The sequence below is a fragment of the Alteromonas sp. K632G genome (assembly GCF_017653625.1).
GTDB classification, from domain to species: Bacteria; Pseudomonadota; Gammaproteobacteria; order Enterobacterales; family Alteromonadaceae; genus Alteromonas; species Alteromonas naphthalenivorans.
Genome location: NZ_JAGGDM010000003.1, coordinates 81,887 through 108,874, shown reverse-complemented (window position 1 = coordinate 108,874; position 26,988 = coordinate 81,887). Strand labels below are relative to the sequence as shown.

The window sequence follows — 26,988 nt, the reverse complement described above, 5'->3', positions numbered from 1 at the left end:
TTAGAGTTAATACGCAGAAATATACAGCATGGAACAACTTTTATAAACTTTGATTGTAATTATTAGAGCTGATTCTTTAACTGATTGGCGCTTTTATAATTACACGTTATAGAACGGGGGATAACTAAAGTATAAGTGAATAAATAATAGTTAGAGTAGAAATTAATCTTGGATTGTGGGTTAATAGATAAGTTATTTTTGATAAGTGTTTTAAGTAAACACAGCTCAAAGAATAAAAAATCACCTAATAGGGAAAACACACATTATGCGTAAAACTCAGCTTAGCTGTGCAATTGTCGCTGCATTGGCATCTACACCGTTGCTCGCTCAAGAATCTGAAGCGCCAGCGAAACTCGAAACCATAGAAGTTACTGCCACTAAACGCGCCGAATCTATCCAAAATGTACCTGTCGCCGTTACTGCACTTAGTGGAAAAGCACTCGAAAATTTAGGCATTGATAATTTTCAAGACTACGTTGAATTCCTTCCGAACGTAGTGTTTCAGGGCACAGGCCCGGGCCAAAACGAAATTTATATTCGTGGCGCGGCAACTACCCAATCAAACATCATGTTATCTTCAGTTCAAGCATTACAGCCGTCTGTTGCTTTCTATGTAGATGAACAACCGGTATCCATGGCTGGCCGTAACCTAGACGTTTACGCCACTGATGTTGCGCGTGTTGAAGTGTTACCTGGGCCACAAGGTACTTTGTTCGGTGCAAGCTCTCAGGCAGGTACAATTCGTTTGATCACGAATAAACCCGATTTAAACAGTTTTGGTGCTGGTTTTGATACCAACATTGGTTTCACCAAAGGCGGTGAAATGAGTAACTCGGTAACGGCTTACTTCAATATGCCACTTACCGATAAGCTTGGTTTCCGCGTTGCGGCGTATAACGATAAGCAGGGCGGCTGGATTGATAACGTAATGAACGTGCCAGGTGAAGGTGGATACATTGGCAGTGCGGTAGTTATCGACCGTATTTCTGGTGGCCCACTTGCCGATCCTGTTGCTATGGACGCTAATCGTGTAACTAGCCCTGGCGTTAACTCGAATGAAGAAGCCTCTGTAGTATCGCCTCAGAATGATGCATTAGTAGAAGATGACTTCAACGATGCGTTGTACACAGGTGCTCGTTTTGGTTTGTTGTATGAATTTAACGATGATTGGGATTTGCTAGTTCAGCACACCCAACAAACGTTAGATACAGAAGGTGTATTTGCTTACGACCCAACTCTAGAAGGCGAAAGTTCAGCTATTCGTTTTGCTCAAGAAGAAAACAAAGATGAGTTCGGCTTAACGACGTGGACACTAGAAGGTCGTTTAGAAAAACTAGACCTTGTGTACACAGGTGGTTATTTAGATCGTGAAATCGATACATTAGCTGATTACACAGGCTACACCAATGGTGGTGCTTTCGCCGCGTATTACGTGTGTAACCACTATGAGTCGGGTGTTGAAGCTGAAGATCAGCGCTGTCTAGATCCTACTAAGTATTTTAGAGAAGACACAACGACAACGCGTTCAACTCACGAGCTTCGTTTTGTAACTACCATGGATACGCCTTGGCGTGTAACAGCTGGTTTGTTCTATGATGACCAAGAAGTAGCAACAGTAGGGCAGTTCAAAATTGCCAATACCGATGGTGAGCTAACACAATACGGCTTCAATAACCTACAAAAAACCCTAGTAGGTACTGATGGCATTAATAGCGATGGCGGACCGTTCCCATCTGAAATCAGCTTTGTTAACGATATTACTCATACCGTTGAACAAATTGCCGTATTTGGTCAGTTTGAATACGACATTACTGATTCACTAACCGCGAGTGTTGGTGCCCGTTGGTATCAAATTGATGATAAGTACACAGGTTCTACTACAACAGTAGATGTAACCCGTCGTGTACAAGCCTTTGGTTCACTTGACCCAGATGAGTTAGCCGCAGTTGGTTTAGATCCAGATGCAGTAAATGCTGCTATTGCCAGTGGCCAGCTAGAAACTGATTTGTTAGGTAGCGATGGTGTACTTACCGTTGACGATACTATCTTCAAGTTCTCATTAGATTGGAAGGTAAACGATGATGTTCTATTGTTTGCTAACTATTCAGAAGGTTTCCGTCCGCCAGTAACTAACCGTGTTGGTGGTGGTTTGGCGAAAAACCAAAGTGGCGCATTTGAAAACTTCCGTATTCCAGTGTATTCAACCACAGATACCCTCGATAACTACGAGCTAGGTGTGAAGGGTGACTTCTTAGACGGTATTCTGCGTGTAAACGCTACAGCGTATTACTCTGAAATTACTGATTTACAAACGTCACGTTTCGACCCAACTAACATCTCTTTCTTAGTCTTTACCGACAACGTTGGTGATGCAGAGATTCAAGGTATAGATGCTGATATTACGTGGTTAGCCACAGACGATTTAGTCATTAACGCTGCATTCAGTTTGCTAAGTACTGAATTAACTAGCGTAAATTCTGAGCTTGAAGGTATTGCCGCGGGTGTAGGTTCTGAACTGCCTTACTCTGCAGGCTTCTCGGGTAACATTAACGCGCGTTATTTCTTCGAGCTAGAAGGTGACAAGCGTGGTTATGTTAACGGCTCTGTAAGCTACACGGGTGACCGTTATGCTGGCATGGTAATGGACGCTTACGTAATGGAAGATGCAACGCAACTTATTTACGGCACAGGTTCTGGCCTTAAAATTGAAAAGCATGCTGATGTTTACGAAGGGGTAACCTATGCCGACTCTAACGGTGACGTATTTGAAGGTGGCCGTTACGTACAAGAGTCTTACATGCTAGCTAACCTAGCCGTTGGTGTGACTAACGATGTTTGGAAAGCCGAGCTTTATGTTGATAACGTGTTTGATGAAAGCGCGATATTAAATATTGATACTCAGCAGTTTACACCTAAGGTAGTAACGAATCGTCCACGCACTATTGGTGTTCGTTTCTCTTACGATTACTACTAAGCCCATTGGGTGTAATCTGACTTTGGTGTAATTTGAGTTTGATGTAACATGTTACACCTACCTAAAACGGCATTCCTTAGGGTATGCCGTTTTTTTATGTTTTTAGGCATGCTGTATTTATGAATTCACAAGAACAACAAACCCTTTCTGCGTTAAAACAAAGTTTGATGCAGTCTAATCATCAGCATGTTATTGCGCAGAGTAAGCAGTTTCTTGATGCTAAACCCAGCGAAGATGCAACCCGCGAAGCCATGTATGTCATGGCAGTGGCGTACCGACTATCCGGAAATATCAAAAATGCTATTACTACGCTTTCACAGTTAGTCGGTTTGTTCCCTGATTATGGTAGAGGCTTTCAAGAGTTGGGCTACTGCTATGCTCGTGACAATGCCCACAGCGAAGCCGCCAATGCTTTTTATCAAGCAACCCGTTTTAATCCAGCGTTATTAGCTGCATGGCAGCAACTTGAAGCGATATACAAGCGTGACAATCAACCCCAAGCCCTTCTATTAGCGCAGCAGCACATCAGTTTCCTGCAAAGCTTGCCCAAACCCTTGCTTGGCGCACACGACCTTATGCACGAAGGTCAATTGCATAAAGCAGAGCAGGTCTGTCGTCAGTTTTTAGCCAAAAACAAACATCACCCTGAAGCCATGATGCTACTGGCAGAGTTAGGCGTGCAGCTAAAGGTGTATCACGACGCTGAATTTTTACTAGAAAGCTGTGTTGCACTTTACCCTGAAAACGATAAAGCCCAAGCGGCTTATCAAGGGCTACTGGCAAAACTAGGTAAATTTCCGCAAGCCGCTAAAGTTGCACAAGCACGCTTAGCGCAACAGCCAGAAAGCTTTTCCATAAAAGTTAGCTTGGCCCACGCGTTAGTTGGGGTTGGTGAGTTGGAAGAAGCGATTGGTATTTACCATAGCTTACTGGCCGATAAACAAGATCGCCCCGCACTGTGGGTAGCCCTGGGTCATGCGTTAAAAGCGAAGGGAGACGTGAAAGAGGCCATTGCTTCTTATGAAAAAGCCGCCGCGTTCGCACCTGATTTCGGCGATGCGTATTGGAGCCTAGCCAACACAAAAACTTATCGATTTGATGATAACGCCTTGGCGGTTATGCAACTTCAAGAAGCGTTAGAAACGACAAAGCTAGACGACAGAATTCACCTTTGCTTTGCACTAGGGAAAGGCTTTGAAGATGCCAAGCAGGCCGACAAAGCGTTTGACTATTATGCCAAAGGTAACAGCCTTAAAAAGCGCACGCATCGATTCGACATTACCCGCACAGAAGCGGCACTTGAAGCGCAAGCATTGGCCTGCGATGCCGAATTAATGAGTGAATTTAGTGGTTGTGATGCACCAGATCCTATTTTTATTGTTGGCTTGCCAAGGGCGGGCTCTACGTTGCTAGAGCAAATTTTGGCGTCTCACTCTATGATAGATGGCACCATGGAGCTACATGATATTTTAGGCATTGCCTCTAGTTTAAGTAATCAAAAGAAAACGTACCCGTATAATCTTGCCGATTTATCTGATGAAGCGTGCATTGCCCTTGGCGAAAAATACATGGCGCAAACCCAGGCTTATCGTCAATCAGCTCCTTTCTTTATTGATAAAATGCCGAATAACTTTGTGCATATTGGGCTTATTAAACGCATTTTGCCCAACACAAAGATTATTGATGCTAGACGTGACCCCATGGATTGTTGTTTTAGTGGCTTTAAGCAGCTATTCGGGGAAGGGCAGGAGTTTAGCTATTCATTAGATGATATTGGCCGTTATTATTGCGCTTATGAGAAGCTAATGAACCACTGGCATACCGTATTGCCCGACCACATCCTTACCGTGCAGCACGAAGATGTGCTTGAAGATTTAGAAGGTCAGGTACATCGTATTCTTGATTATTGTGGCTTGCCATTTGAACCTGCTTGTTTGTCTTTCTATGAAACCAAAAGGGTAATTAAAACCCCCAGTTCAGAACAAGTACGCCAGCCTATATATAAAACGGGTATGCAGCAGTGGAAGCCTTTTGAAGGCTACTTAGATGAACTTAAAGTGGCATTAACAAAGCGACCGGACGTGTCTTAGGGAATTTTATGGCCGGGCTTTCACACTTGGCTTAAACGACAGGGCTTCAAATCCGCTTACTAAATCGGAAAGCTCTTCATCAATGCCTTGCTGCCGTTGGCGGTGAAATTGTCGGGAAAGTTCGGTTTGAAGTTCTTCTATGTTTTTTTCGGCTCGTTGCATGGCCGTTAATCTACTTGCGTTTTCACTGGCCAATGATTCAGTGCATGCTTTATACAAGGTAGTAAATAAATACTCGCCAATTAACGCACTAAACGTTCTCTTTGTATCAGTAAGCAACTGAGGTAAACAGCGGGAAGGCCAACGCGTTACTGTTAGCTTTTGTTGCCATTCGCTATCAAGCGGCAATACCTTCTGAGTACATGTCTCGTATTTTGCGTTGGGTAAACTACGATTAAATACAATGTGTAGTGCACATAGTTCATTTGTTTGCTGTAGTGCTTCTATTTCTTGCAGCAATGAAGTGACCAACCCTGTTACTGCATTAATTGAATTAGGGAGCGCAAATGGCTGCTCTAGAGGTATCTTCAAACTACTTAAGTGAGTTTGAATACGTTCACCAATAGCCCACACCCGCTTTTCGCCTGGCAGCGACTTCATAGTGTTTAGCAGATGAGAAACCAAGGCATCGTTGAATTTACCGACTAGTCCCTGATCAGAACCAATGGCGATGAACCCTACCTTGCCTAAAGACGTTGTTTTGTTCACTGTTGAATAGTTTACTGCTTTGCTATTTATCTGATTACTATGAAAATAAGCTACTAATCCGAGCTGTACAGTTTTGTAATAATCATCAAGTGCTGACACCGCCGTTTCATACTGGCTAATATTCGCTGCTGCCATGGCCTTCATGGTTCTCACCACCGATTTCAAGTCGGTGGCGCTATTAATTTTGCGTTGTAAACCGCTGCTTAGCTCTCCCATGTTAGCTCTTCCATGTTAGCTCGCCCATATTAACTCGCCCATTCTAGCGCTGTACTTTGGTTTACTCATTGGCTCTGCCATAGTAGCTCCCACGTCAGCGCTCCGTGCCAGTTGTCGTTTTAGTATCTGCTGTTGATGCCACACTTGCCAGTTTTGTCTTTATCATCGTCATTACAGTGTCGCTTTCTTCATCGGATAATGGCTGTGCTGACGCTAATTTTTCATACAATGCTGGGGCTAGCGTACCAAGCCCATCAATGATTGAATCTTGCGCGCTATCAATTACGTTAAGTGGAATGGTGTCAAGTAACCCCTTTGTTAGGGCGAGTAAAATGGCAATTTGTGCGGCTACTGAAAAGGGATGAGATTCCGCTTGTTTCATACAAGCTCGAATGCGTAGCCCGTGTTCAATAGCCAAAAGACTATCGGAGTCTAGTCGTGCACCAAAGCGTGCAAAGGTTTCTAGTTCTTCGAATTGGGCATACGCTAACTTTAGGGCACCTGAAACCTTTCTAAACGCTGGTTTCTGTGCTTTGCCGCCAACACGAGATACCGATTTCCCTACATCTATTGCGGGTAGCACACCAAGAGAAAACAACGTAGGCGATAAGTATATTTGCCCATCAGTAATAGAGATTAAATTAGTCGGTATGTAAGCCGACATATTTTGCTCTTCAGTTTCAATGATAGGCAGGGCGGTGAGTGAGCCGCCACCTAGTGCTTCGTTTAAGTGTGTGGATCGCTCTAGAAGCCGTGAATGCAGATAAAAAATATCTCCAGGAAAGGCTTCTCGTCCAGGTGGTCTGCGAAGTAGTAATGATAGTTCACGATAAGAGCGAGCATGCTGCGTTAAGTCATCGTAAACAATAAGAACATCTTTACCTTGTTGCGTGAAATACTCAGCAATACTGGTTGCCGCATAAGGTGCAATGTAATCGAGCCCGGGGGGATCATTTCCTTCTGTGACCATAACCACCGTGTATTCCATGGCACTGTTGCGTTGTAATGTAGTGATGGTTTTGGCTACAGACGCCGACTTTTGACCTATGGCGCAATAAACGCAAAGTACGTTTTTGTCTTTTTGATTTAAAATAGTGTCGATAGCTATTGCTGTTTTGCCCGTTTGACGGTCGCCCAAAATTAATTCACGTTGGCCACGACCAATGGGTAATAAAGCATCCAATGCTTTTACCCCGGTTTGTAAAGGCTCTGTAACAGGGGAACGTGACATAATGTCTGGCGCAGGTCGTTCAATAGGAAACCGCTCCCGAGTAACAATATTACCTTTAGCGTCTAGCGCATTGCCTAATGGATCGATAACTCTGCCTATCAGCCCGTTGCCCACGGCTATATCCATTACGCGGCCGGTGCGTTTAACTTCATCACCCGCATGCAGCGCAGTGTAGTCACCTAGCATAATGACGCCAATCTCATGCTCATCAATATTAAATGCTATACCGTAAATATCGTTTGGAAAAAGCAGTAATTCTTCAAAGCCAGCCCCGAATAAGCCTGACACAATAGCAATGCCAGCGGATACGCTTTCAACGGTGCCCATCTCTTGTAAGCTGACATCCGGAATATGCGATTCTCGAATATACTCAAGTTGATTGAACACATATTGATAGCGTTTTTTTAAGGCATTGTTGTTAGCGTCGTTCATGTTATGACCTTAACGGTTAGCGCTTAACGAATGGTGTTCGTTGTCGGCGGGCATATTTGCGCGATTTTCTTCATACTGAGCATCAATAGACAGCGCTACCTCGTACTGCAATGCACTCAACATTTCATTAGCGCTCCAACTGAGTTTCCAACCGCCAAAGCTAAGTGCTAAACCCGCAATTAACTGAGGGTCTACCTCTAAGTTGAGGGTTATAGTCAGGCTATCGCCGCCAGTCTGTTCCGTAGCCCGTTGGGAGGGTTGGTCAGTTAGTATGTCTTCTAAACATGCTTTTAGGTGCTCACATTGTGGTTGTGATAAAGGGGCGATACTACGTACTGTGGCTTGCCCTTGGTTTTTTTTGATAGCTAGGCATAACTCATGGTGTTGCGCTTCGTTAAGGGCCTTAAGGTGCGATAAAAGCTTGTCGAACATTTTATCTTGAAGTTGTAGGTCTGCGAGTTCACTTATTACCTTACGACTAAGGGCAAACACTTCTTTCACGCTTTTCTCAATCACTTCGTTTTGTAACATTTGAATTTCAGTATTCAGCGCATTGGTGCGTTTTATTGATAATGCATCTGCTTGTGCTTTTGCATCTTGTAAGGCGGCTAAGGTTGCTTTGTGTGCTTCTGCTTTGGCTAATTCAATAATGGTTGAACGTTCAGCATCTATATTGGTTAGTTTTTCTTTATATTGAGCTTCAAGGTTCTCTGCGTGTTTCTTTTGGGTCTCGGCATTAGATAGAACACTAGCAATTTTATGTTCACGGGCATCAATGCCATCAAGAATAGGCCGGTATAAAAAGCGCTTAAGCAGCCACACTAATATCAAAAAATTGATAATTTGTGCAATAACAGTAAACCAATCGATAGGCATGGTTTAGCCTCCATTTTGGGCAATAAAATAATTCCAAAACGGGTTACTGAATAACACAATCATTGAGACTACAAAGCAATAGATAGCAGTTGACTCAATCATGGCGAGCCCTACAAATAAAGTACGGGTAATGGTGGGGGACGCATCGGGCTGTTGGGCAAGCGCGTTTAGCGCACTGGCAACTGCTTTTCCTTCTGCAAGCGATGGCCCCAGCACACCAATACCTATGGTAAGACCTGCGGTGATAATTGAGCAAATTGCTATTAACGTAAGACTGTCCATTATTCTGCCTTTTGTTGTGGTGGCGTTAGGGTAAGGGAGGCTTTCGCACTAACCGTGCTGGCAGCGGCAATGTAAACCGATGCCAATACAAAAAAGATATAGGCTTGAACCATACCGGTTAGCAGGCCAAGCAGTGACATAACAACAGGAAAAATTAGCGGCGAAATAACCAGTAGAATGGCTAAGATCATGGCGCCACTCATCATGTTTCCAAACAAGCGTACGGCAAGGGCTAGGGTGCGTGACAACTCGCCTACAATATTGAAGGGCAACATGAAATACGTGGGTTCCGTGTAAGAAAGTAGATATTGTTTCACCCCTTTGTTTTTTATTCCGTAAAAAGGCACAGATACAAATACACAAAAAGCCAGCGCAAGGGTGGTGGATAAGGAGCTACTAGGCGGCTCAAATCCAGGGAAAATAGTCAGTAGATTTGCCATCGCAATGAACAAAAACAATGTGCCTAGAAACCCCATGTAGCGTCGCGGTTTATCTAAGCCTGCATCTGAAATTTGGTCATTAATGGTGATGACTATTATCTCTAAGGCGTTTTGCCAGCGTGAACGATGACTTTTTTTATTGAGGTTACGAGTGATTAAATAGGCACCAATTATCAGTAGCGCCATAATGACCCAAGTAAAAACAAGCGTAGCGCTGATTTTGATAACACCATACTGCCAATAAATAATTTCATCAGGGCTAAGGTGCATGATGCAGGGCTCCTTTCTCTGCGCCGTTAGGGTTAGCGTTATTAATGATTTTAGTCATTAATATTCTACCTATCACAAAACCTGCCAGGCAGGCTGATAGACGCCAAATATCATTATCACCCACCCAGTAAAAAACAGTGATTGCCGTCCCCATACGAAGCAATAAGCTACTTAAAAACCATAGCGCTGGGTGCGTGGCATTAATGCCTTTTTTTACGGTAAACCACAGGGCATAGAAAAAACAGCAACCTAGCATTGTGCCTATAACAAAAGGCAAAATAAGTGAGGTTAAACTTAAATTTTCGATGGGTATCATTGCTAGGTGGCTCCTTATTTTTTATTCGCTTTCTTTACTTGTTTTTGTTTTGGATTCAGTGTTTGCCTTCTTGGTGACGATAGGGTTATGCATCGCTGCATACTCTTTGCTTACCCAATTCCACGCAATAAAGCAGCCTAACGTTAACCCTGCCAGCAAAAATATAAGCGTATAAACGCGAGAATCACTAATTCTGGCGTCAAGCCAAATGCCTAAGGCAATACCCAACAGCGTGGGAAGTGCAACAGACCAACCCACAACCCCCATTAAACCTAACCCAAACCATACACCTGGATGTTTATGGCGCTTAGCATGTAACTTCAATGCCACCTTCTTATTTACATGATGAGACATGCTGTGTGAGCGCCGCGGTGTAGTGTTTTTAGCCTTAACAGTTGGTTTATCCATTAAGTTACTGCTTAGACAGTGACGAAAATTGTTTAAGAAACCCGGTTTCCAACTTAGCTAACACAGCCCGCAGGGCTTGTTGCTCTTCATCCAGATTAATAAATTCTTCGGTAACCGCCTGCTGCAAAGTTTCAAGGGATTGCCCACTTATTGCTCTTCTAACGGAAATAGAGACTTGCTTTCCCGTTTTCACTAACACCCCTTGATCAATAGCAACAAATTGAGGCGCTTGGTTATTACATTGATAAGTTAAAATTCCAGGTACCAAGGGGGTGATACAATCTAAACGGTGAGGCAGAATGCCAAAACTTCCTGAAGGGGTTTCAACAATAAGATTGCTGATGCCTGATAGCTGGGCAAATATTTGATTGGGTAAAAGAATATTAACCTGCATGATGTGCCTCATCTGATGCTGTTTTAGGTGCTTTCTGACCGCTAATCGCGTCATTAATATCACCAATCATGTACAACGCGCTTTCTGGATACTCGTCAAACTCGCCACTTAAAATGCGCTCGCAACCTTCCAATGCTTGCTCGATAGTCACGAACTTTCCTTGCATGCCAGTAAATTGCTCGGTAGTGAAAAATGGTTGAGTAAAAAAGCGCTCTAATCGACGGGCTCTTGCCACAACATTTCGGTCTTTTTTAGATAACTGTTCTAACCCCAACATGGCAATGATGTCTTTTAATTCGTTGTACTGGGCAAGAATATGGCGAACCTGTTGTGCTACTTGGTAATGTCTGTCGCCAACCACATTAGGGGTGGCCAGTTTTGAACTAGACTGCAACGGATCTACGGCTGGATAAAAGCCTTCACTAGCGCGTTTGCGTGATAACACTAAGGTTGCTGATAGGTGAGAAAAAGTATGCACCGCTGCTGGATCGGTAAAGTCATCAGCAGGCACATAAACTGCTTGAATAGACGTAATGGCACCGTTTTGTGTATTGGCGATACGTTCTTCTAAACTTGATAATTCAGTGCCGAGGGTGGGCTGATAACCCATTCGTGATGGCATTTGTCCCATTAGGCCAGACACTTCAGATCCTGCTTGAATGAAGCGAAATATGTTGTCGATGAGTAATAGCACATCTTTCTTTTCGTCATCACGAAAGTACTCAGCCATGGTTAGCGCACTATGACCTATTCTAAAGCGACTTCCAGGAGGTTCATTCATTTGCCCGAATAGCATAACCATGTTGTCTAACACACCAGCCTGTTTCATCTCGCGATAAAGTTCTTCACCTTCTCTGCAGCGTTCGCCTATACCGCAAAATATACTTACGCCTTGTTGGTGGCTTACCATGTTGTGGATCATTTCGGTAAGTAACACGGTTTTGCCCACGCCAGCGCCACCAAACAAGCCCGCTTTTCCACCTCGCTCAAGTGGGCATAACACATCAACGATTTTTATGCCGGTTTCAAATATCTGTAGCTGGCTGGAAATACTAACAAGGGGAGGAGGGGATTGATGAACGCTGCGCCGCTCTGTGTTATTAATAAAGGGCTTGCCATCAATTGCTTCGCCAAACACATTGAACATTCTGGTGAGTATTGAAGGACCAACGGGCACTTTCAACGGGCCTTGCGAACTTTTCACTAGCATACCGCGAGCTAAACCCTGGGTAGGCGTTAGCGCAATAGTGCGTACCTCTTCTGCCGAGAGTTGAGAAACCACTTCTAACGTTATTTTACCGTCATTAGCGTAAATGATGGTGTGGATGTCTGGCAGTTGATTAGTAAAACGGATATCAACAATACTCCCTCTTACCGCCACAATAACGCCATTATGCATCGCATCTATTTGTTCTTTGGTTGAATGTGTCACTTGGTGCTCGCTCAATAAAAGATGCTATCACACCAACAGAATACGCCGTTTATTTATTGAACAATTTGACCTTTATCAAACATTTTGAATGTTTGATTTAAATTCACACCCATTCAAATATAAATCTACATTGAATTTGAGTATGAACTTCAGGCGGTGGTAACATGAGAAGATAAGTATGGCTCATGCCTTCGTCGGGCATTTTAGCCGGGTATCTTAGGCGGGTATTTTAGTCGAGTATTGGGGGCGGGTAATGATACTCCTCATTACCGTTCGCTACTGAGATCGGTGATTAATGGTATCGGTGAACAATGGAACCGTTGATGGATGGAACCGTTGATGGATGAAACCGTTGTTCAATGAAACTCTTGATGAAATCAGCATTAGTTTGATAATGCTCACTTAATAAATGGAATTAGTAGTATATGAAAGTTTTGCCTCTCGCCCTCTTATCTTTAGCGTGTTGCTCTTGTGCCACTGTGAAAACTATTTCTCCTGACAACAACCATGTTCAAATTGAACATCAAGGTAAGAAAAGTTACTGCGAAGAAATACCTCGTGTATATAGTGGTTTTTCATACAATATATGTTTGTTAAACGGTGAACCAAGCCGACGTGAAAATATCGGTTCTACGTTTGGGAATGTCCCTTTCTTTGTTATTGATGCAGCGTTTTCTATTGTGGCTGACACTATTGTTATTCCATACACCGCAGTACAACAGATAGATAAAGGCAGCATTAACGTTAACTAAACTACACTTTCACTCGCTTCTTTATCGTTTAGCTCCTCGTGTAAAAATATTCAACTTTACGTAAAGGCGATGGTAAGACGTCCATCGCCTCCGCTAAGGTTGATTTTACCAAGATGATAAAATGGAACGCTTGTTATGAATATTAATGCGACATTGTTTGGGCAAGTTATTGTTGTATTTGCTTTACTCATGGCTGCGCTTGGCTATTACTTAGGGAAGCGAAAAACCCGATCGCCTAATCTTACCGCAGTCGTAGCGTTCTTTTCTGCACTCGTGCCGCCGTTAGCAATTATATTGCTAATCGTACTGGTACTAAAAAACGATGTGAAAACGTCAAAAACATAACCTTGGATTAACGAAGCATGCCCGCTAAAGCTTTCGTTTAGCGCAATTTAGTAGCACCAACTTATACGCCCATTTCTGAGCTTCTAGATTACGCCTAGAAAGACTACGCCTAGAAAGACTACACCTAGAAAGGCACGCAACATATCTCGTTACACCTCACTCTTTGTCAGCAAAGCAGTTATTGTCTATTCTGCTTTTAAGCTAATTGCACCGGGCGTGTCGCTTTCAATTCACCTAGAAGCATCTATAAGCGGCTCAAACTGCGTCACATACACGTGGGAATGATGATGGAAGAAGTTATTGTAGGGGAAGTAGCCAAAGGTCTCTTCAGGGCAGCTGGTTACCTAATTATTGAATTGTTTTTTTGGACAGTTTGCTATTGGGTAGGTTGGCCTATTTGCAAAGCGGTCACGTTTGGCGGATACCCAAAACAAAATAATCTACGGCGCTCAGAAAGTGAGAACGGACGGGAAAGTGAAGGCCGAAATTTTGGTGGCCGTAGTAGTAATCAGCACAGTAATGCATGGTGTGCATTGGTGGGTCTTGCCGTCGTTGTATCAGCTTTCTTGTTCATAATAACCCACTTTTAATAGCCAACAGTTATGCCAGTTACCGTGAATTAGGTATTTATAAGTAAATAACCTGCGACATTGAACAGGTTACATGTAATGCTTTGAACATTAGAACAATGACCTACCAGAGCTATTATGAATTTAGATAAATCGACAAAACGCATTGCTAAAAGGGTAAAGAAAGGATTTCAAGGCTACCCACAAATTACTTTAACGTATTATGGCGAAACGCCTGATTGCGCAAACGAAGTAGTGATGGGATTTATTGCCGAAGAAGGCGTTGCTCCACAAAAGCAGAAGTTTGCCAGCAAGACTGATGCAAGAACCGATGAAACTATTCAAACTACATTACTTAAAGTTATTGAACGGGCCGACGCAAAAACGGTAACAGAAGCCGAAGAGATTGTGGTCAGAAAATAGCGCCTGTTTAGCAACGCTGCAGTTTATTGAGAGCCTTACATAGACGTTAGTAAAACGATTTAAGTAGAAAGTCACCAATATAATTCACCATGATAATTCACAAATAGCAGCAAGCAGCGAGCCCACTTAATGGCATTCACTATTTTTTAATGGCGTGTTTTAAATTTTAGCGTAAAGAAAAACACCAATAAATAACAGCTGAACGAAAACCAGTAGGGCAGTGAGGCATCTATAGCATAAAGATATGAGCCTAAAAGCGGGCCTACTGCGAACCCCAAAGGCGGGCAGGCGCCAGCGATGCCTGCTACCGCACCTTGTTCATCTGATGATACCGCTACCGATACCCCAGCCATAAACCCTGGCCCCGCTATGCCTAACCCCAAACCCAATACGCACATGGCTGACATAAATTGAAGTTTAGTTTCACCAGAAGCTAAGATAGCAAACGCTATCATCATGATGGGCATTGAGAGCCGTAATAAGGTGAAAGGGCGAAGCTTTAATCGAGGAATAACCAGCATTTGAACCAACAACGCAGATGCGGCAGAAATCATTAAACTGAAGCCTACAATTTTGGCGGTATCGGTGCTGTTTAGTCCGAAGGTGTCTTGAAACCGAAAGGCTATAGTTTGCTGAACGATGGCAAAGCCCATAAACAACAATACGCCTGCTACTATTAATGGGAATATTCTAGGATCAGTGTATTTAAGCTTCTTGGGTGCTGAAGTATGTGTAGGCTTAGGCAATACGGGCAAAGAGTACATGGCTAATACCGCGACGGCAACGGTTACACCCACAGAAAAATAAAGCGGCGTAAGTAAACTTATACTGGCCAACAACCCACCAATGGCAGGCCCCAAAATTGAGCCAATATTGGTTGCAGCGCCTAGCGCGCCCATCCCCTTTACTCGCTCTTCTACCGTAGTGATATCTGCCATGTAGGCACTTGCTGAAGGCGATACAGCAGCCATTACCGTGGCATTGCCCACTCGCGTAATGATAAGTAAGACAAGCGCTGCTAAAGGAGCTAGCAGGCCTAATAGTGCAGCTTGGAATACACCCGCGAAAACCAAAGTACCCGCAGAATAACCAAACAATCCTATTAAGAGTACTATTCGTCTACCCCAGCGATCGCTAGCACGCCCCCACAAAGGGCTGATTAAAAATAATGTGAGAGACGAGCAAGAAATAATGGCGCCAATTTGCACTTCTATTAGGCCAATTTCTCTACCTAGCGGTGCTAAAATTGCGAACAGAACGGTTTGCGCAAATCCAATGGCAGCTGCGGCTAATAGCAGTGTATTTTTAGCTAACTTATTAGACGGCATGGGTTGTGTCATAGTGAAGATTACTGCTTGGTTGTACGGTCAATGATGAGCGTAGTGTTGTCAGCCATTCTGGATGTTGCCACTCAAATAATCCCATGTGCGTTTGCAAACATTTTAGTAAGCAAGTTAGCCAGATCATTAGCGAATTTATTGAGTGAACGTGCAAAGGTTCCACAAGCATTAATATAAATGCCTATGGAACTGCCTATGCACGAGCTTGTATAACTGCTTATGTAAGCGACGCGAGGGCTTTCCCTGAGAATTCCTCTAATTCATCAAGCTGGTTGTTTTTGATTTTATTTGCCCAATTGGCATCTTGGAGTAGGGCGCGGCCTACGGCTACCAAATCAAACTCGCCTTTTTCTAAACGTTCAATCAAATCATCGATAGCACGCGTGTTCGAACCTTTCCCGGTGAAGGCACCAAAGAAATCATCGTTAAGACCTACTGAGCCTACGGTAATTGTTGGCTTGCCAGTAAGCTTTTTCGTCCATCCTGCTAGGTTTAAATCGCTACCTTCGAATTCATTTTCCCAGTAACGGCGCTGTGAACAATGGAATATGTCTACACCTGCATCACTAAGCGGGGCTAAAAATTCTTCAAGTAATTGCGGTGTTTCCGCGAGGCGCGCTGTGTAATCTTGTTGTTTCCATTGTGAATAACGCAGCACAATGGGGAAGTCAGGCGACGTAGCGGCGCGGATCGCTTTAATAATTTCTACCGCAAAGCGACCACGGTTCGCCATGCTGCCACCCCAATCATCGGTGCGCTCGTTAGTGCCGCTCCAGAAAAACTGGTCAATCAAATAGCCGTGTGCCCCGTGAATTTCAATACCATCAAAACCAATGCGTTTAGCATCTGCCGCAGCGGTTGCGAAAGCACCGATTACAGACTCAATATGTTGTTGAGTCATTGGCTCTGCGCCTTGCTTACCAGGCTTAAATAAGCCTGAAGGCCCTGCACTAGGCAGTTCCGGGAAAGGGGCTTTTTCAGCAACACGAGCCATTCCTACGTGCCAAAGCTGAGGCATAATTTTACCACCAACACTGTGCACGGCCTTTACCGTTTCTTCCCAACCGGCAAGTGCCTTGTCACCGTGAAAAACAGGAATGCGATGGCTCATATTAGCTACCGGATCGTTTACCGTAGTGCCTTCTGTGATAATTAATCCTGTTCCACCTTCAGCGCGGCGGCGATAGTAATCAGCAACCTCTGTGGTAGGAATACCTTCAGGAGAAAATTCACGCGTCATCGGTGCCATTACAATTCTGTTGTCTACCGAAAGCCCTTTATGTTCGAAAGGGGTAAATAAGGCTTGAGTTTTAGTGGTCATGGGTAGTTATATTCCATATATAGTGCGCAAAATGTGCTTAAAAACGCGTTAGGCTTTTAAACGAACATTCAACGCAACAAAATTCATTTGGGAAACGTTAGTAGGCCGCTTTATCGTTTTCGTATCTTTTTATTCGAGCTTATCGATACTGGCTCATCGATACAGGCTCATTAATACGTGCTTATTTAAACGAGCTCTATGATAAGCGTACGCTGCTTAGGTTTCACCGGTCTACGAGACTGAATATAGTATTAGCAGATGACGAAGAGTCAATTTATCAATTTGAATGGTCATACCAGTGGTTGCCCGCATGCAGTTTTAATCCAGCCGTAAAAATAAATCACCCCTATTGCCATTTTGTTTCGTTATGTAAGAAAACAGGAGAGCAATATGAACGCATTTACAGAACATGATGTACTTCGCCCCTTCAGCGTTAAGCCACTTATTTACATAGCAATGAGTGTAGTTATCACCTTTGCTTTGTTTGCCGTTATGGCTAAATTGATAGAGAACGATCAGGTTGCGGGTAAAGTGACGGAGTATCAAACTGTTGGGCCGATTGTATTGACGTTGGACGATCCTAAAGTGATTGTACGTACGCCTATAAAACCCATGGAGAAGCCTGTAGCGCAGCCGCCTATGGAAATACCCAAAGCAGATCCTACGCCCAATGACACCGATACAACGTTTAAGTTTACCCCTCAATTTACCAACAATACGGTGAATATAAATCCTAATTTTCAAAGTGGACAAAAGGATATGCAAGCTTCTCCGCAATTTCGAGTAGATCCCTCTTTTCCCCAAGAGGCGTTGCGAGATGGTATAGAAGGGTGGGTGAAGTTAGGTTTTACGGTAGCGTCAAATGGTACGGTACAAGATATTTATATTATTAGCGCCGAGCCCAAGCGTGTGTTTGACCGTGCAGCCCGTAGAGCCTTGTCAAAATGGAAATATAAACCAAAAATAGAAAATGGTGTGCCAGTGGCTCAACATGATATGTTTGTTGTATTAGATTTTCGTTTTGAATCCGCTCGTCAATAGCATGTTTTGATTGGTTTTTACTTAGTTCTTCAAGGTGAATAAGGGAGCGCGTATGAGTTATGCCAGAGCAGGGCTGCTGATATCGGTAAAAGATTGGTTCAGTGCACCCTTAAGCGATGAAAGCTTAATGGAACGATATGCGCGTACGGGGGAACCTAAAGCGTTATCTCGTTTATACGATCGACATAGCAATGCATTGTATTACTATTTGCTGGTGTTGAGTAACGCAGATATGGCGGCAGATATAACTCAAAAAACGTGGCTAAAGGTAATAGAAAAAAAGCACTTGTATCGCCAGGAAGGAAAATTTCTGGGCTGGCTTTTCACCCTTGGCCGCAACACCCTGCTAGATGAACTTAGAAAGCAATATCAACAAAGCAACCATTGTAATCAGGTTGAAAGCTTGGTGTCTGATAGTAATCCGTTAGATGAGGTACCTGACTTTCACCAACTATTAAAGCGGTTACCCTTCGAGCAGAAAGAAGCATTTTCCTTACAGCAAGAAGGGTTCAGCGTACACGAGATAAGTACAATTTGTTGTGTCCCTCACGAGACAGTCAAAACACGTCTTCGTTATGCAAGGGAAAAGCTTAAAAAAGCATTGGAGTCACAATCATGAAAGACGAAAATGAACACTTCCGTCAGGCATATCAGCACAGCAAAAACCAACGCAAAGTGCCAAGTCGCATTAAACGTAAGGTGATAAATAATGCAAAGCACCATGAATACTCAGGTTTTGGGCAAGGTTCACGCTTTTGGCAACTTGTAGGGAGTTGGCATAAGGACTGGTTTGCATTTGGTGCGGCTGCTTTTGTATTGGTTATATTGGTAGGTATTTATGATTTTAAAAGCCAGGTAAGCAATACTGTAGATATTGCCACTATAGATGTTGAACTTGAAGTACACGGTTTTAGCGATGAAATAGCCGATGTAGATAGTAACGATTACAGCAAACAATATAAGGCTTATAGTAGAGCTTACGAACATCAGTTGGCCACGTTGAATGCAGTAAGAACAAGCGTAGCGACACTGACGAACATCAATAATCAATGGACGTTAGTAGATTGCTCGTCAAAGCAAATAACCCTATCTGATAATCTTGTCGCGAGTATGAGAGCGCATCAGCGTATTGCCACAGGCATTGAAATTGGTGACCAAGTAGCATTAGCGTTCAATCAAAATGGATTGATCTTAAATATTACTCCTTCTGCTGCGCCGAAGATGTGCTGACAAGATCTAGTCATTAAAAAAGCACTTGGGTTGAGCGTGAATTAAGCAATGCATAAAAATAAAAAGGGGGAAAGAAACATAGAATATCGCGGGTGAAAAGCGTAAGCCTTACGCGGGTTTATAAAATGTAAAATAACCGCGTAAGATCTTATACTTAAATATCAAGCCTAAACCTACCTACTTGCCTAAATCGTGCGCTCTAAACGCATTAGGCAGCAATTCACCAATGGTGGTTTCGTGGGTTTTACCCGATTTAGTGACCATCACCACAGGGGTATCGTCTGGCGCAAATTCTGCAATTTTTTGTCGACAGCCTCCGCAAGGAAAGCAAAATTCGTCATTTTGACTCGCCACCACAATAGAATGAATGCGTTTATGGCCGTGGCTAACCATATTTCCAATGGCGCTGGCTTCAGCACATTGGCTAAGGGGGTAAGCGGCACTTTCGACATTACAGCCTGCAAAAATATCACCTGACTCGGTAAGTACAGCTGCACCCACTTTAAAATCAGAATAAGGTGAGTGCGAGTGTTGTTGAACTTCTTGTGCTTGTTCTATTAGCTTTTTTATCTTTTTATTATCCATAACTACCTACATTCTCCCGACTTATAACTTTACTTTTTACACTAAATGCGAGAAGGTTGGCGGCATATAAAGCCGCTTACGCATCTGTAACGCGGGATGTTTTTCTTACTTAAGAATGCTTTTTTACCATGCGTCGAAACGTTAGTCTCATCTTTTTTTTCATATTTGTTGGTATTTTAGGCGGTTGTGCACAAACTCCAGAAGTTTCTCGCCAGCCACAAATGGGTAATTTACTGTTAGCAGAGCCAGCGCCAGTTAATCCTCGCTCTGAAATGGCTATTGCCCGTTACAATCAAATTTTGGGTAGCAGCGCCTTGTCTGATGAAGACAAAGCAGAACTTCACCTACAACGCGGAATGCTATACGACAGCGTTGGGTTAGGTGGGTTAGCACAGTTTGATTACAGTCAGGCTATCAACCTTAAGCCCGATTTTGCAGAAGCCTATAACTCTATGGGCATTCACTACATTCAGCAAAGTGACTTTATACAAGCCTACGATTCTTTCGATTCTACGCTAGAAATTAACCCTGAATATGATTTCGCTTTTTTGAACCGTGGCATTGCCTTGTATTACGGCGGTAGATCGGAATTGGCTATAGAAGACCTAGGCCGGTTTTTACAAAAGGATAATTCTGACCCGTTTCGTGCCTTGTGGGCGTATTTTGCCCATTACGATTTATCGCCAGAAGAAGGTCAGGCTTATCTAGCGGCTATTCGGCCAGAATTAAATAATGAACATTGGGCCACCACACTAACCGATTTGTTTTTAGGCGTGGTGGATGAAAACGCAGTGCTTAATTCGCTACTTGACGGTGTAAAGAGTCAAAAAGCATTAACTGATAGGCTGTGTGAAGCGTACTTTTATTTAGGTAAGTACCATAGCCAAGATGGCAACAATGGTATCGCTTCTAACTATTTTAAGTTGGCGCTGAGCACCAACGTCTTTGATTATGTTGAACATCGTTACGCTCGAATGGAGCTTAACCGTCTTCGTCAACGTTCGTCAGACGCTGAAGAGTAACAGCGTCTAGACAATGCGTGGATTAACATTAGCGATAATAGCGCTGTTGCTGATAGCGGGCGACAGTGGCCGTTACACGCAGCAGTTAGTGCGTAATGCTACCTCGGCAATACATGCTTACGATAAGCAATTCCTCTTAGCCGAGCCTCTTTCAACCGAGCCTGATTTATCTGATGCATTGGCACCCGAACAAGCCGGTTCTGATCCACTTAGCTCTAATTCAGCCAGCGCTGATTCAACTGCTAGCGCTCCCGCGAGTAACCCACTTTCGTCAAATAAAGCTCGGCCGTTAAAGCAAAGCGTTTACGCGCTGCTATGGCTTGCGGCGCAAAATCATGAACAATCTGGTACAAGTCAGGGCAACGACAATGCCAGCGAAGAAGCACAACACCTTCTTATCAATGTAGCAACTAAAAATAATGCCCAATATTGGCTTGAGCAGTTAGCCTCAATTAATAATGCTGACGCAGCATGGGCGTTATACCAATTACTAGGTGAGGAGGCCGCTTCAGATCGGCTGGTTCGTTTAGCTGCCCTTGGTAATGTCGCCGAAGCGCAACTCGCCTTTGCCATGGCGACTGAGAACCCAGAAAAACGAGAGAAATGGTTAATTAGAGCGGCTGAACAAGGCTATATGCCTGCTCAAGCTGCACTCGCTGATTGGTATCTGTTACACGCTCAACCAGAATTAGCAAAACCTTGGCTTCAGAAAACGGCCATGGATGATATGCAAAGTGCTTTTAAGTACGGCAGATTATTGTGGGATGAAAATAATCGTGACGACGCCAAGGTATTTATTCAGCGCGCCGCTAAGGAAGGTCATAAATTAGCGCAGCAGATAGCATCTGTTATTAAACGGTATAGGCCAACAACACCTACTGCTGTGTCTCAATATTCATGGCAATCAAATACAATGTGCCATCAGCGAATACAACTTGTCGCTACCTCATTGGCCACGATTGCTCGTGCTGATAAGTTATATAAAGACTATGTGAGCGATGAGCGGTTGAGTGAACTTCCACTATGTATTGCGCCGCCGTTATGGCTTGAAAATAATGTGCTCGATTGTAACGCTAATTTTCAAGGGCAAGGTAATCTTGCCTGCAACGTGAAGCCACTGGCGCCAATTGTTAAGGCTCGAGATGTTACCCATGCCATCGTGGTATCGGAGCAGGGCAAAGCTAATGTTCAAAATGGGGTGATGTACTTAGATATAAGCGATGCTTACTCGGTGATGGTACACGAACTGGCGCACTTCGCTGGTTTTATTGACGAATATGCGTTGTCACGCAACGCCGCAAGGCGATACTGCTCTAACGAAGGGTTAAATACATTTGCTCCGCCTAATCTTACTATGGACGGTGCTATTGCTTATCATCCTCAAAACACCGTAAATCACTGGGAAACCAAAGCCAAAGAAGCGTTTTTACCTTTACGGGTAGGGACTGCCAAAACCTGTGGTGCAATAAACGTCACCAGCTACAAACCTAGCCGTGTTATCACGTTTATGGAACACCATGATAGTGGAGTCATACCCGATTTATACTTGTCTTTGTGGCAAGACCAGTTAGCAAATCCCGCGGCGCAGCGACCTATTTCAATGAACCTGTTTCAGGCTTTTCATAAAAGCGGACAACCCCAAGAGGCCGGGCAATGGCTTGCGGCCTACGAAAGCCACAAGGCGAGTGGTGAAATAAATGCGGGGGAGGCAGCAGATGCTGCTACCACTACCGATACTAATACAGACGCTAAAACCAATACTGAAGAATAGAGTATTAAACCCGGTTCGTTAATGCTTCGTCACGTAGTTCACTAACCCACATTGATGTAGCGCCACAGATGGCGACTGGCATAACGATAAAGTTCACCACGGGAATAAGTGAAAAGATATTCACCATAATGCCAAAGGACATCGATTTGCCTTTATGCTGCGACAGGTGATTTTGCATGCGTTTGAAGTCAATTTTGTGGTTATCGTAAGGGTAATCGCAATATTGGATTGCCATCATCCAAGCTGAAAATAAGAACCACAGAATTTGCCCGAACACAGGCACAAATATAAACAGTATTAAAAAGCCTATGGCACGAGGGATATACCAGAAGAGTTTTGTGAATTCTCGACCTAAGGTACGAGGAATGTCTTTTACAAGGTCGAGTAATCCATCGTCACCCATCGCTTGCCCAGTTAAGTGCCGCTCAACTTTTTCTGATAATACACCATTAAAAGGCGCAGCAATCCAGTTTGCAAGTGTGCCAAATATCAGGGCAAATATAAGCAGTACACTTAACACCGCTAACGGCCATAAAAAGAAATTTACTGCCGTTTTAATCCAACCCAGCCATTCAGGTACTAGGTTTATCACATAGCTTATGCCGTATTCAATTTGGCCAAATAGAAAATAGAAAGCGGCGGAAAAAAGCAGAATGTTGATAGCCAAAGGAACAAAAACAAAGCGTTTTAAGCCTTTAGTTTTGATTAATGAAAACCCTTCAAAAAAATAATGTATACCACTTCGCGAACTCATCATTACTCCACTGCTCGGTTTTACTACGATGGTTTTACTAAAACTGCTACAAAAACTTTTACTAAAACAAAATTATTTACTCATTATACGTAACACCCTAACGCAAACGAAATGGTAATTGTTACAAGCTGTTAGATTTGGTAAAGTCCAAGCATAATAAAAACCAAAAAAATGTGCTTCCTAATGCACTTAGCCAATACGCTAAATATTTCTTTTATAACATTTAACCCATATCAACGGGGCGCATCTTGTTACGTAGCGTTAGTGCGTAAGGTATTGTTGTGCGTTTAAAAAAGATCAAACTAGCGGGCTTCAAGTCCTTTGTAGACCCAACCACAATTCCTTTTCCTAGTGAAATGACTGCTGTTGTCGGCCCAAATGGGTGCGGAAAGTCGAATGTAATCGATGCCGTACGATGGGTACTAGGGGAAAGTTCTGCTAAGAACTTACGAGGCGATGCCATGACCGACGTTATCTTCAACGGCTCTAGCGCACGTAAACCTGTGGGGCAGTGCAGTGTTGAGTTGTTTTTTGATAACAGTGCAGGGCGAATTGGTGGCGAATATGCCACCTACAGCGAATTATCAGTAAGACGATTAGTCACCCGCGATGCCCAATCTACCTATTTTTTAAACGGCACTAAGTGTCGTCGTCGTGATGTAACCGATCTGTTTTTGGGTACAGGGTTGGGGCCTCGCTCTTACGCCATTATTGAACAAGGTATGATTTCTCGGCTAATAGAATCTAAGCCGCAAGAGCTGCGAGTTTTCATCGAAGAAGCGGCCGGTATTTCCAAGTACAAAGAAAGAAGGCGGGAAACTGAAAATCGTATTCGCCACACGCAAGATAACCTAGCGCGGTTAAATGATGTGCGTGATGAACTTGGTCAACAACTTGAAAAGCTTCAGCGCCAAGCCGCGGCTGCAACCCGTTATAAAATGTTGCGTGAGAAAGTGCGTGAACTCAAGGGGCAATTAGCGGGTATTCGTTTTTTAAAAAATAGCGAACAAACTGAAAACTTAAAGCAGACGCTGCAAGGTCACCAGCAAGCACTTGATGCATTAGTGTTACGGCAACATGGCGATGAAGCGGGCATGCTCACCTACAAAGAGCAACTGGCGCAAAACAAACAAGCTGCAGACGATGTACAGCAGCAGCTATTTACCACCAGTAATGCGATTACTCGCATTGAACAAAACGAATTACATAGTCAGCAGCGCAAACAACAGATTGAGGCCGAACTCGTCACCTTGAACGAGCAAACGAACTTGTTGGTCGCTGGGTTAGAAGAAGCTAATCAAGCGTTAGCCACGTCTAAATCGGGTTTAGACACCTTGTTACCCCAGCAAGCATTGAATGATGAAGCTTTGGCACAAGCCAAAGACATGTTTAATGATGCCGAGCAAGAACGCCGTGACTTCAGTGCACAAAGCCGCGAGCACGAACAAATCTATCATCGCTTAAAGCAAGAAGTGCAAACCTGTCATAGTCAAATTCAGTCAACGATGAACATGCAGCTTCGTACTTCGCAGCGTATCAGTGAACTGAACGATGAGCTTAGCCAGCTCGACACCGATGATATTACCGATCGTATATCGATGTTGAACGCGCAAATTGATGAAGCCGAAGTCCAGGTAAGCGAGGCATTGGAACAATACAATGACACCAAAGAAGCCCTTAAAGGCAGTCAGCAAGCCCTAGCACAAGTAGAAACAATGCATAGAGAGCTAGATGGCGAACGACAATCTTTGCAATCTACCATTGCAGCACTATCAGCACTGCAAGATGATGCTGCTACTGGCTATGCCGAGGTGCATAGCGACTTACAATTGTTGTGGCAGCAGTTGAATGTGCCAGAAAATTTGAATGACTGTGTGGAAACCGTATTGCGCTATTGGCATCAACCTTATATTGCCAGTTCTCTTGAAATAAACGACTTAGTTAATCATATACCGCTTTTACCCATGGGGGAGCGGGTGTTTGCCCAATCAGCTTTCACCGATGTAAAACAACCCAACACCTTGGCTGCCGCTTTACCAAGCGAACGGGTACCAGAAGCGTTCAATCATATTCTATTGTGTGAAACCAACGCTGATGCAGTGAATATGGTCAGCACCATTGAAAACACAATGTCCGTACTTTCAGAAGAAGGTCTGTGGTGTGCTAAAGATTGGGTAGTGCGGGGCGGGGAAGTTGAAAACAGCGTGTTACATAGAGCATCAAAGCTGGCTGAATTAAGTGAAACGCTTAACCACATTGAAGACAATATAGCATTAGCCCAGGCAAAAGTAGAAGAAGCTAACGTGCTGGTTAGTCGTAATGCCGAGCAAAGTGACCATGCCAAACTCACTTATGAGAACCTTAAAAATACCCTAGTTCAGCATACCAATGCTATGTCTGTGTTGGTGATGCAAAACGAACAATTAGCGGCGCGAAGCGCAAAACTTAAAGACGAATTAAGCAAGCAAAACGTCATGTTAAGTAAAGAAGAAGCGCAGCTCGTTACTTTATCCGGACAGCTTGAAATTCATGAAGCGCAGTTATCGGAATACGAAGCGCGCGTTAGCGAAGCGCAAAATAACCGAGAACAATTTGATAATAAGGTGGCGCAACTTCGCAGCAAGGTAGAGTCGTTAACACATCAGGCTCATGAGATGGCATTAAAAGTACAGCAATTGGAAAGTCATCAAAATTTATATGCACAACAGGTAACGCGTAACCAACAGCAGCTCACCAATTATCAATCGAGACGGGATACGCTAAGCAAAGAGCTTACAGACTTGTCAGCGCCACAGGCGGTTCAAAAAGTTCAATTACAAGAACTGCTTACACAAAAAAGTGAACTTGAAAGCAAGCGTTCCGAGTACCAATCTAAGCATGATGAAATAGAGCAAATGCTGCGTGAGTCTGAAAAAGGTCAACAGGCGTTGGCGAAAGATATTCAAGAGCGCACGAGCAACATCGAAAAGCTAAATATCGAGATTGAAGGGTTTAAAGTGCGTGCTACTGCCATTTTGGAGCAATTAGAAGATAGCAAGTTGTCGCTAAAATCTATTCTCGAAACATTGCCAGACGAGGCAGATGAAACAAAATGGCAGAAAGAACTTGAAAGCACGCAAGGAAGTTTGTCTCGCTTGGGGGCGGTGAATTTGGCAGCGGTAGAAGAATTCGAAACCCAATCGGAACGAAAGTTACACCTTGATACTCAATACCATGATTTGACCGATGCATTGGAAACATTGCAAAGCGCGATACGTAAAATAGATAAAGAAACCCGTACCCGTTTTTCTACTACGTTTGAGCAAGTGAACCAAGATTTGAAAACCCTGTTTCCAAAAGTGTTTGGAGGAGGCTCTGCTTATTTAGCCTTAACCGACGATGACTTGCTAGAAACTGGGGTGACTATCATGGCGCGCCCTCCTGGTAAGAAAAATAGCACAATTCACCTTTTAAGCGGTGGAGAAAAAGCGTTAACCGCTTTATCATTGGTATTTGCGATATTTAGGCTTAATCCAGCACCATTTTGTTTGCTGGATGAAGTTGATGCACCATTGGATGATGCTAACGTTGGGCGTTTTTGTAACTTGGTTTCAGAAATGTCGCAAACGGTACAGTTTATTTATATCACCCACAATAAGATTGCGATGGAAATGGCAAGTCATTTAACTGGTGTTACCATGGCAGAACCTGGTGTGTCTAGGATGGTAGCGGTTGATGTTGAACAAGCAATGGCTTTCGCAGAAGCATAACAAAGGGCGACGAAGCT

General features: G+C 43.6%; 25 protein-coding genes. 12 read left to right on the top strand and 13 right to left on the bottom strand.

What is annotated here, in order from left to right; genetic code table 11:
• Positions 1-265: 265 nt before the first annotated feature.
• Positions 266-2,974 carry a TonB-dependent receptor gene (locus J5X92_RS04660; protein ID WP_013783883.1) on the top strand — a complete coding sequence of 903 codons (2,709 nt, stop codon included), beginning with the start codon at positions 266-268 and terminating at the stop codon, positions 2,972-2,974.
• A 119-nt stretch (positions 2,975-3,093) separates the two neighbouring features.
• The gene (locus J5X92_RS04655) at positions 3,094-5,064 is read left to right on the top strand and encodes a tetratricopeptide repeat-containing sulfotransferase family protein (RefSeq protein ID WP_208804827.1); all 1,971 of its coding nucleotides are present in this window, start codon (positions 3,094-3,096) and stop codon (positions 5,062-5,064) included.
• 6 nt (positions 5,065-5,070) lie between these two features.
• On the opposite strand, the gene J5X92_RS04650 is transcribed toward J5X92_RS04655, so the two are convergent.
• The 9 genes from J5X92_RS04650 to atpD form a co-directional block, all read right to left on the bottom strand.
• Entirely contained in the window at positions 5,071-5,988 is a 918-nt protein-coding gene (locus J5X92_RS04650; protein WP_013783885.1) for a F0F1 ATP synthase subunit gamma, read from the bottom strand.
• Between the two features lie 94 nt (positions 5,989-6,082).
• Complete coding sequence (locus J5X92_RS04645; protein ID WP_013783886.1) at positions 6,083-7,651, bottom strand: alternate F1F0 ATPase, F1 subunit alpha; 1,569 nt, start codon at positions 7,649-7,651, stop codon at positions 6,083-6,085.
• Between the two features lie 9 nt (positions 7,652-7,660).
• Positions 7,661-8,527, bottom strand: coding sequence for a F0F1 ATP synthase subunit B (locus tag J5X92_RS04640; protein ID WP_208804825.1), 867 nt, complete (start codon positions 8,525-8,527; stop codon positions 7,661-7,663).
• 3 nt (positions 8,528-8,530) lie between these two features.
• Positions 8,531-8,809 (bottom strand): F0F1 ATP synthase subunit C, encoded by a 279-nt coding sequence (locus tag J5X92_RS04635; RefSeq protein ID WP_013783888.1) that lies wholly within the window; start codon positions 8,807-8,809, stop codon positions 8,531-8,533.
• Entirely contained in the window at positions 8,809-9,519 is a 711-nt protein-coding gene (locus J5X92_RS04630; protein ID WP_208804823.1) for a F0F1 ATP synthase subunit A, read from the bottom strand. The genes J5X92_RS04635 and J5X92_RS04630 overlap by 1 nt, the downstream gene beginning before the upstream one ends.
• Positions 9,509-9,835: an ATP synthase subunit I gene (locus J5X92_RS04625; RefSeq protein ID WP_208804821.1), complete on the bottom strand. Its 327-nt coding sequence runs from the start codon at positions 9,833-9,835 to the stop codon at positions 9,509-9,511. The genes J5X92_RS04630 and J5X92_RS04625 overlap by 11 nt, the downstream gene beginning before the upstream one ends.
• Before the next feature lie 21 nt (positions 9,836-9,856).
• Entirely contained in the window at positions 9,857-10,243 is a 387-nt protein-coding gene (locus J5X92_RS04620; RefSeq protein ID WP_208804819.1) for an AtpZ/AtpI family protein, read from the bottom strand.
• Between the two features lie 4 nt (positions 10,244-10,247).
• Complete coding sequence (locus tag J5X92_RS04615) at positions 10,248-10,637, bottom strand: F0F1 ATP synthase subunit epsilon (RefSeq protein WP_208804817.1); 390 nt, start codon at positions 10,635-10,637, stop codon at positions 10,248-10,250.
• Entirely contained in the window at positions 10,627-12,036 is a 1,410-nt protein-coding gene (gene atpD / locus J5X92_RS04610) for a F0F1 ATP synthase subunit beta (protein ID WP_208804909.1), read from the bottom strand. The genes J5X92_RS04615 and atpD overlap by 11 nt, the downstream gene beginning before the upstream one ends.
• A gap of 458 nt (positions 12,037-12,494) precedes the next feature.
• On the opposite strand from atpD, the gene J5X92_RS04605 reads away from it, so the two are divergent.
• The 4 genes from J5X92_RS04605 (at position 12,495) to J5X92_RS04590 (ending at position 14,158) form a co-directional block, all read left to right on the top strand.
• Positions 12,495-12,821 carry a YceK/YidQ family lipoprotein gene (locus J5X92_RS04605; protein WP_129738638.1) on the top strand — a complete coding sequence of 109 codons (327 nt, stop codon included), beginning with the start codon at positions 12,495-12,497 and terminating at the stop codon, positions 12,819-12,821.
• A gap of 135 nt (positions 12,822-12,956) precedes the next feature.
• Positions 12,957-13,166 (top strand): hypothetical protein, encoded by a 210-nt coding sequence (locus tag J5X92_RS04600; RefSeq protein WP_126872353.1) that lies wholly within the window; start codon positions 12,957-12,959, stop codon positions 13,164-13,166.
• A 287-nt stretch (positions 13,167-13,453) separates the two neighbouring features.
• Positions 13,454-13,756: a hypothetical protein gene (locus J5X92_RS04595; protein ID WP_013783896.1), complete on the top strand. Its 303-nt coding sequence runs from the start codon at positions 13,454-13,456 to the stop codon at positions 13,754-13,756.
• A gap of 117 nt (positions 13,757-13,873) precedes the next feature.
• A complete protein-coding gene (locus tag J5X92_RS04590; RefSeq protein ID WP_126872352.1) occupies positions 13,874-14,158 on the top strand; it encodes a hypothetical protein in 285 nt (94 codons plus the stop codon).
• Between the two features lie 146 nt (positions 14,159-14,304).
• Here the strand turns inward: J5X92_RS04590 and J5X92_RS04585 are convergent, their stop codons facing one another.
• Both J5X92_RS04585 and J5X92_RS04580 read right to left on the bottom strand, forming a co-directional pair.
• Positions 14,305-15,498 (bottom strand): MFS transporter, encoded by a 1,194-nt coding sequence (locus tag J5X92_RS04585; RefSeq protein WP_013783898.1) that lies wholly within the window; start codon positions 15,496-15,498, stop codon positions 14,305-14,307.
• A gap of 217 nt (positions 15,499-15,715) precedes the next feature.
• The gene (locus tag J5X92_RS04580; RefSeq protein ID WP_013783899.1) at positions 15,716-16,819 is read right to left on the bottom strand and encodes an NADH:flavin oxidoreductase; all 1,104 of its coding nucleotides are present in this window, start codon (positions 16,817-16,819) and stop codon (positions 15,716-15,718) included.
• A gap of 390 nt (positions 16,820-17,209) precedes the next feature.
• Here J5X92_RS04580 and J5X92_RS04575 point away from each other — a divergent pair, with 390 nt between their 5' ends.
• From J5X92_RS04575 to J5X92_RS04565, 3 genes are read left to right on the top strand one after another with little or no spacing between them, the layout of a single operon-like run.
• Entirely contained in the window at positions 17,210-17,860 is a 651-nt protein-coding gene (locus J5X92_RS04575) for an energy transducer TonB (protein ID WP_013783900.1), read from the top strand.
• 52 nt (positions 17,861-17,912) lie between these two features.
• Positions 17,913-18,479, top strand: coding sequence for a sigma-70 family RNA polymerase sigma factor (locus J5X92_RS04570; RefSeq protein ID WP_013783901.1), 567 nt, complete (start codon positions 17,913-17,915; stop codon positions 18,477-18,479).
• The gene (locus J5X92_RS04565; protein ID WP_013783902.1) at positions 18,476-19,090 is read left to right on the top strand and encodes a hypothetical protein; all 615 of its coding nucleotides are present in this window, start codon (positions 18,476-18,478) and stop codon (positions 19,088-19,090) included. Before J5X92_RS04570 ends, J5X92_RS04565 begins: the two co-directional genes overlap by 4 nt.
• Before the next feature lie 177 nt (positions 19,091-19,267).
• Here J5X92_RS04565 and cdd read toward each other — a convergent pair whose 3' ends face one another.
• Positions 19,268-19,675 (bottom strand): cytidine deaminase, encoded by a 408-nt coding sequence (gene cdd / locus J5X92_RS04560; RefSeq protein WP_013783903.1) that lies wholly within the window; start codon positions 19,673-19,675, stop codon positions 19,268-19,270.
• Between the two features lie 128 nt (positions 19,676-19,803).
• Here cdd and nlpI point away from each other — a divergent pair, with 128 nt between their 5' ends.
• Both nlpI and J5X92_RS04550 read left to right on the top strand, forming a co-directional pair.
• Entirely contained in the window at positions 19,804-20,697 is an 894-nt protein-coding gene (nlpI, locus tag J5X92_RS04555) for a lipoprotein NlpI (protein ID WP_013783904.1), read from the top strand.
• Between the two features lie 13 nt (positions 20,698-20,710).
• Entirely contained in the window at positions 20,711-22,468 is a 1,758-nt protein-coding gene (locus tag J5X92_RS04550) for a sel1 repeat family protein (RefSeq protein WP_244360228.1), read from the top strand.
• Positions 22,469-22,472: 4 nt separating this feature from the next.
• On the opposite strand, the gene cysZ is transcribed toward J5X92_RS04550, so the two are convergent.
• The gene (cysZ, locus tag J5X92_RS04545; protein ID WP_208804908.1) at positions 22,473-23,222 is read right to left on the bottom strand and encodes a sulfate transporter CysZ; all 750 of its coding nucleotides are present in this window, start codon (positions 23,220-23,222) and stop codon (positions 22,473-22,475) included.
• Positions 23,223-23,503: 281 nt separating this feature from the next.
• On the opposite strand from cysZ, the gene smc reads away from it, so the two are divergent.
• Positions 23,504-26,971, top strand: coding sequence for a chromosome segregation protein SMC (smc, locus tag J5X92_RS04540; RefSeq protein ID WP_208804815.1), 3,468 nt, complete (start codon positions 23,504-23,506; stop codon positions 26,969-26,971).
• Positions 26,972-26,988: the final 17 nt, after the last annotated feature.

Bases quoted from the DNA above. Each gene is read 5' to 3' on its own strand.
- J5X92_RS04660 (WP_013783883.1), top strand. From the start codon at position 266: ATGCGTAAAACTCAGCTTAGCTGTGCAATTGTCGCTGCATTGGCATCT.
- J5X92_RS04655 (WP_208804827.1), top strand. From the start codon at position 3,094: ATGAATTCACAAGAACAACAAACCCTTTCTGCGTTAAAACAAAGTTTG.
- J5X92_RS04650 (WP_013783885.1), bottom strand. From the start codon at position 5,988: ATGGGAGAGCTAAGCAGCGGTTTACAACGCAAAATTAATAGCGCCACC.
- J5X92_RS04645 (WP_013783886.1), bottom strand. From the start codon at position 7,651: ATGAACGACGCTAACAACAATGCCTTAAAAAAACGCTATCAATATGTG.
- J5X92_RS04640 (WP_208804825.1), bottom strand. From the start codon at position 8,527: ATGCCTATCGATTGGTTTACTGTTATTGCACAAATTATCAATTTTTTG.
- J5X92_RS04635 (WP_013783888.1), bottom strand. From the start codon at position 8,809: ATGGACAGTCTTACGTTAATAGCAATTTGCTCAATTATCACCGCAGGT.
- J5X92_RS04630 (WP_208804823.1), bottom strand. From the start codon at position 9,519: ATGCACCTTAGCCCTGATGAAATTATTTATTGGCAGTATGGTGTTATC.
- J5X92_RS04625 (WP_208804821.1), bottom strand. From the start codon at position 9,835: ATGATACCCATCGAAAATTTAAGTTTAACCTCACTTATTTTGCCTTTT.
- J5X92_RS04620 (WP_208804819.1), bottom strand. From the start codon at position 10,243: ATGGATAAACCAACTGTTAAGGCTAAAAACACTACACCGCGGCGCTCA.
- J5X92_RS04615 (WP_208804817.1), bottom strand. From the start codon at position 10,637: ATGCAGGTTAATATTCTTTTACCCAATCAAATATTTGCCCAGCTATCA.
- atpD (WP_208804909.1), bottom strand. From the start codon at position 12,036: ATGCATAATGGCGTTATTGTGGCGGTAAGAGGGAGTATTGTTGATATC.
- J5X92_RS04605 (WP_129738638.1), top strand. From the start codon at position 12,495: ATGAAAGTTTTGCCTCTCGCCCTCTTATCTTTAGCGTGTTGCTCTTGT.
- J5X92_RS04600 (WP_126872353.1), top strand. From the start codon at position 12,957: ATGAATATTAATGCGACATTGTTTGGGCAAGTTATTGTTGTATTTGCT.
- J5X92_RS04595 (WP_013783896.1), top strand. From the start codon at position 13,454: ATGGAAGAAGTTATTGTAGGGGAAGTAGCCAAAGGTCTCTTCAGGGCA.
- J5X92_RS04590 (WP_126872352.1), top strand. From the start codon at position 13,874: ATGAATTTAGATAAATCGACAAAACGCATTGCTAAAAGGGTAAAGAAA.
- J5X92_RS04585 (WP_013783898.1), bottom strand. From the start codon at position 15,498: ATGACACAACCCATGCCGTCTAATAAGTTAGCTAAAAATACACTGCTA.
- J5X92_RS04580 (WP_013783899.1), bottom strand. From the start codon at position 16,819: ATGACCACTAAAACTCAAGCCTTATTTACCCCTTTCGAACATAAAGGG.
- J5X92_RS04575 (WP_013783900.1), top strand. From the start codon at position 17,210: ATGAACGCATTTACAGAACATGATGTACTTCGCCCCTTCAGCGTTAAG.
- J5X92_RS04570 (WP_013783901.1), top strand. From the start codon at position 17,913: ATGAGTTATGCCAGAGCAGGGCTGCTGATATCGGTAAAAGATTGGTTC.
- J5X92_RS04565 (WP_013783902.1), top strand. From the start codon at position 18,476: ATGAAAGACGAAAATGAACACTTCCGTCAGGCATATCAGCACAGCAAA.
- cdd (WP_013783903.1), bottom strand. From the start codon at position 19,675: ATGGATAATAAAAAGATAAAAAAGCTAATAGAACAAGCACAAGAAGTT.
- nlpI (WP_013783904.1), top strand. From the start codon at position 19,804: ATGCGTCGAAACGTTAGTCTCATCTTTTTTTTCATATTTGTTGGTATT.
- J5X92_RS04550 (WP_244360228.1), top strand. From the start codon at position 20,711: ATGCGTGGATTAACATTAGCGATAATAGCGCTGTTGCTGATAGCGGGC.
- cysZ (WP_208804908.1), bottom strand. From the start codon at position 23,222: ATGAGTTCGCGAAGTGGTATACATTATTTTTTTGAAGGGTTTTCATTA.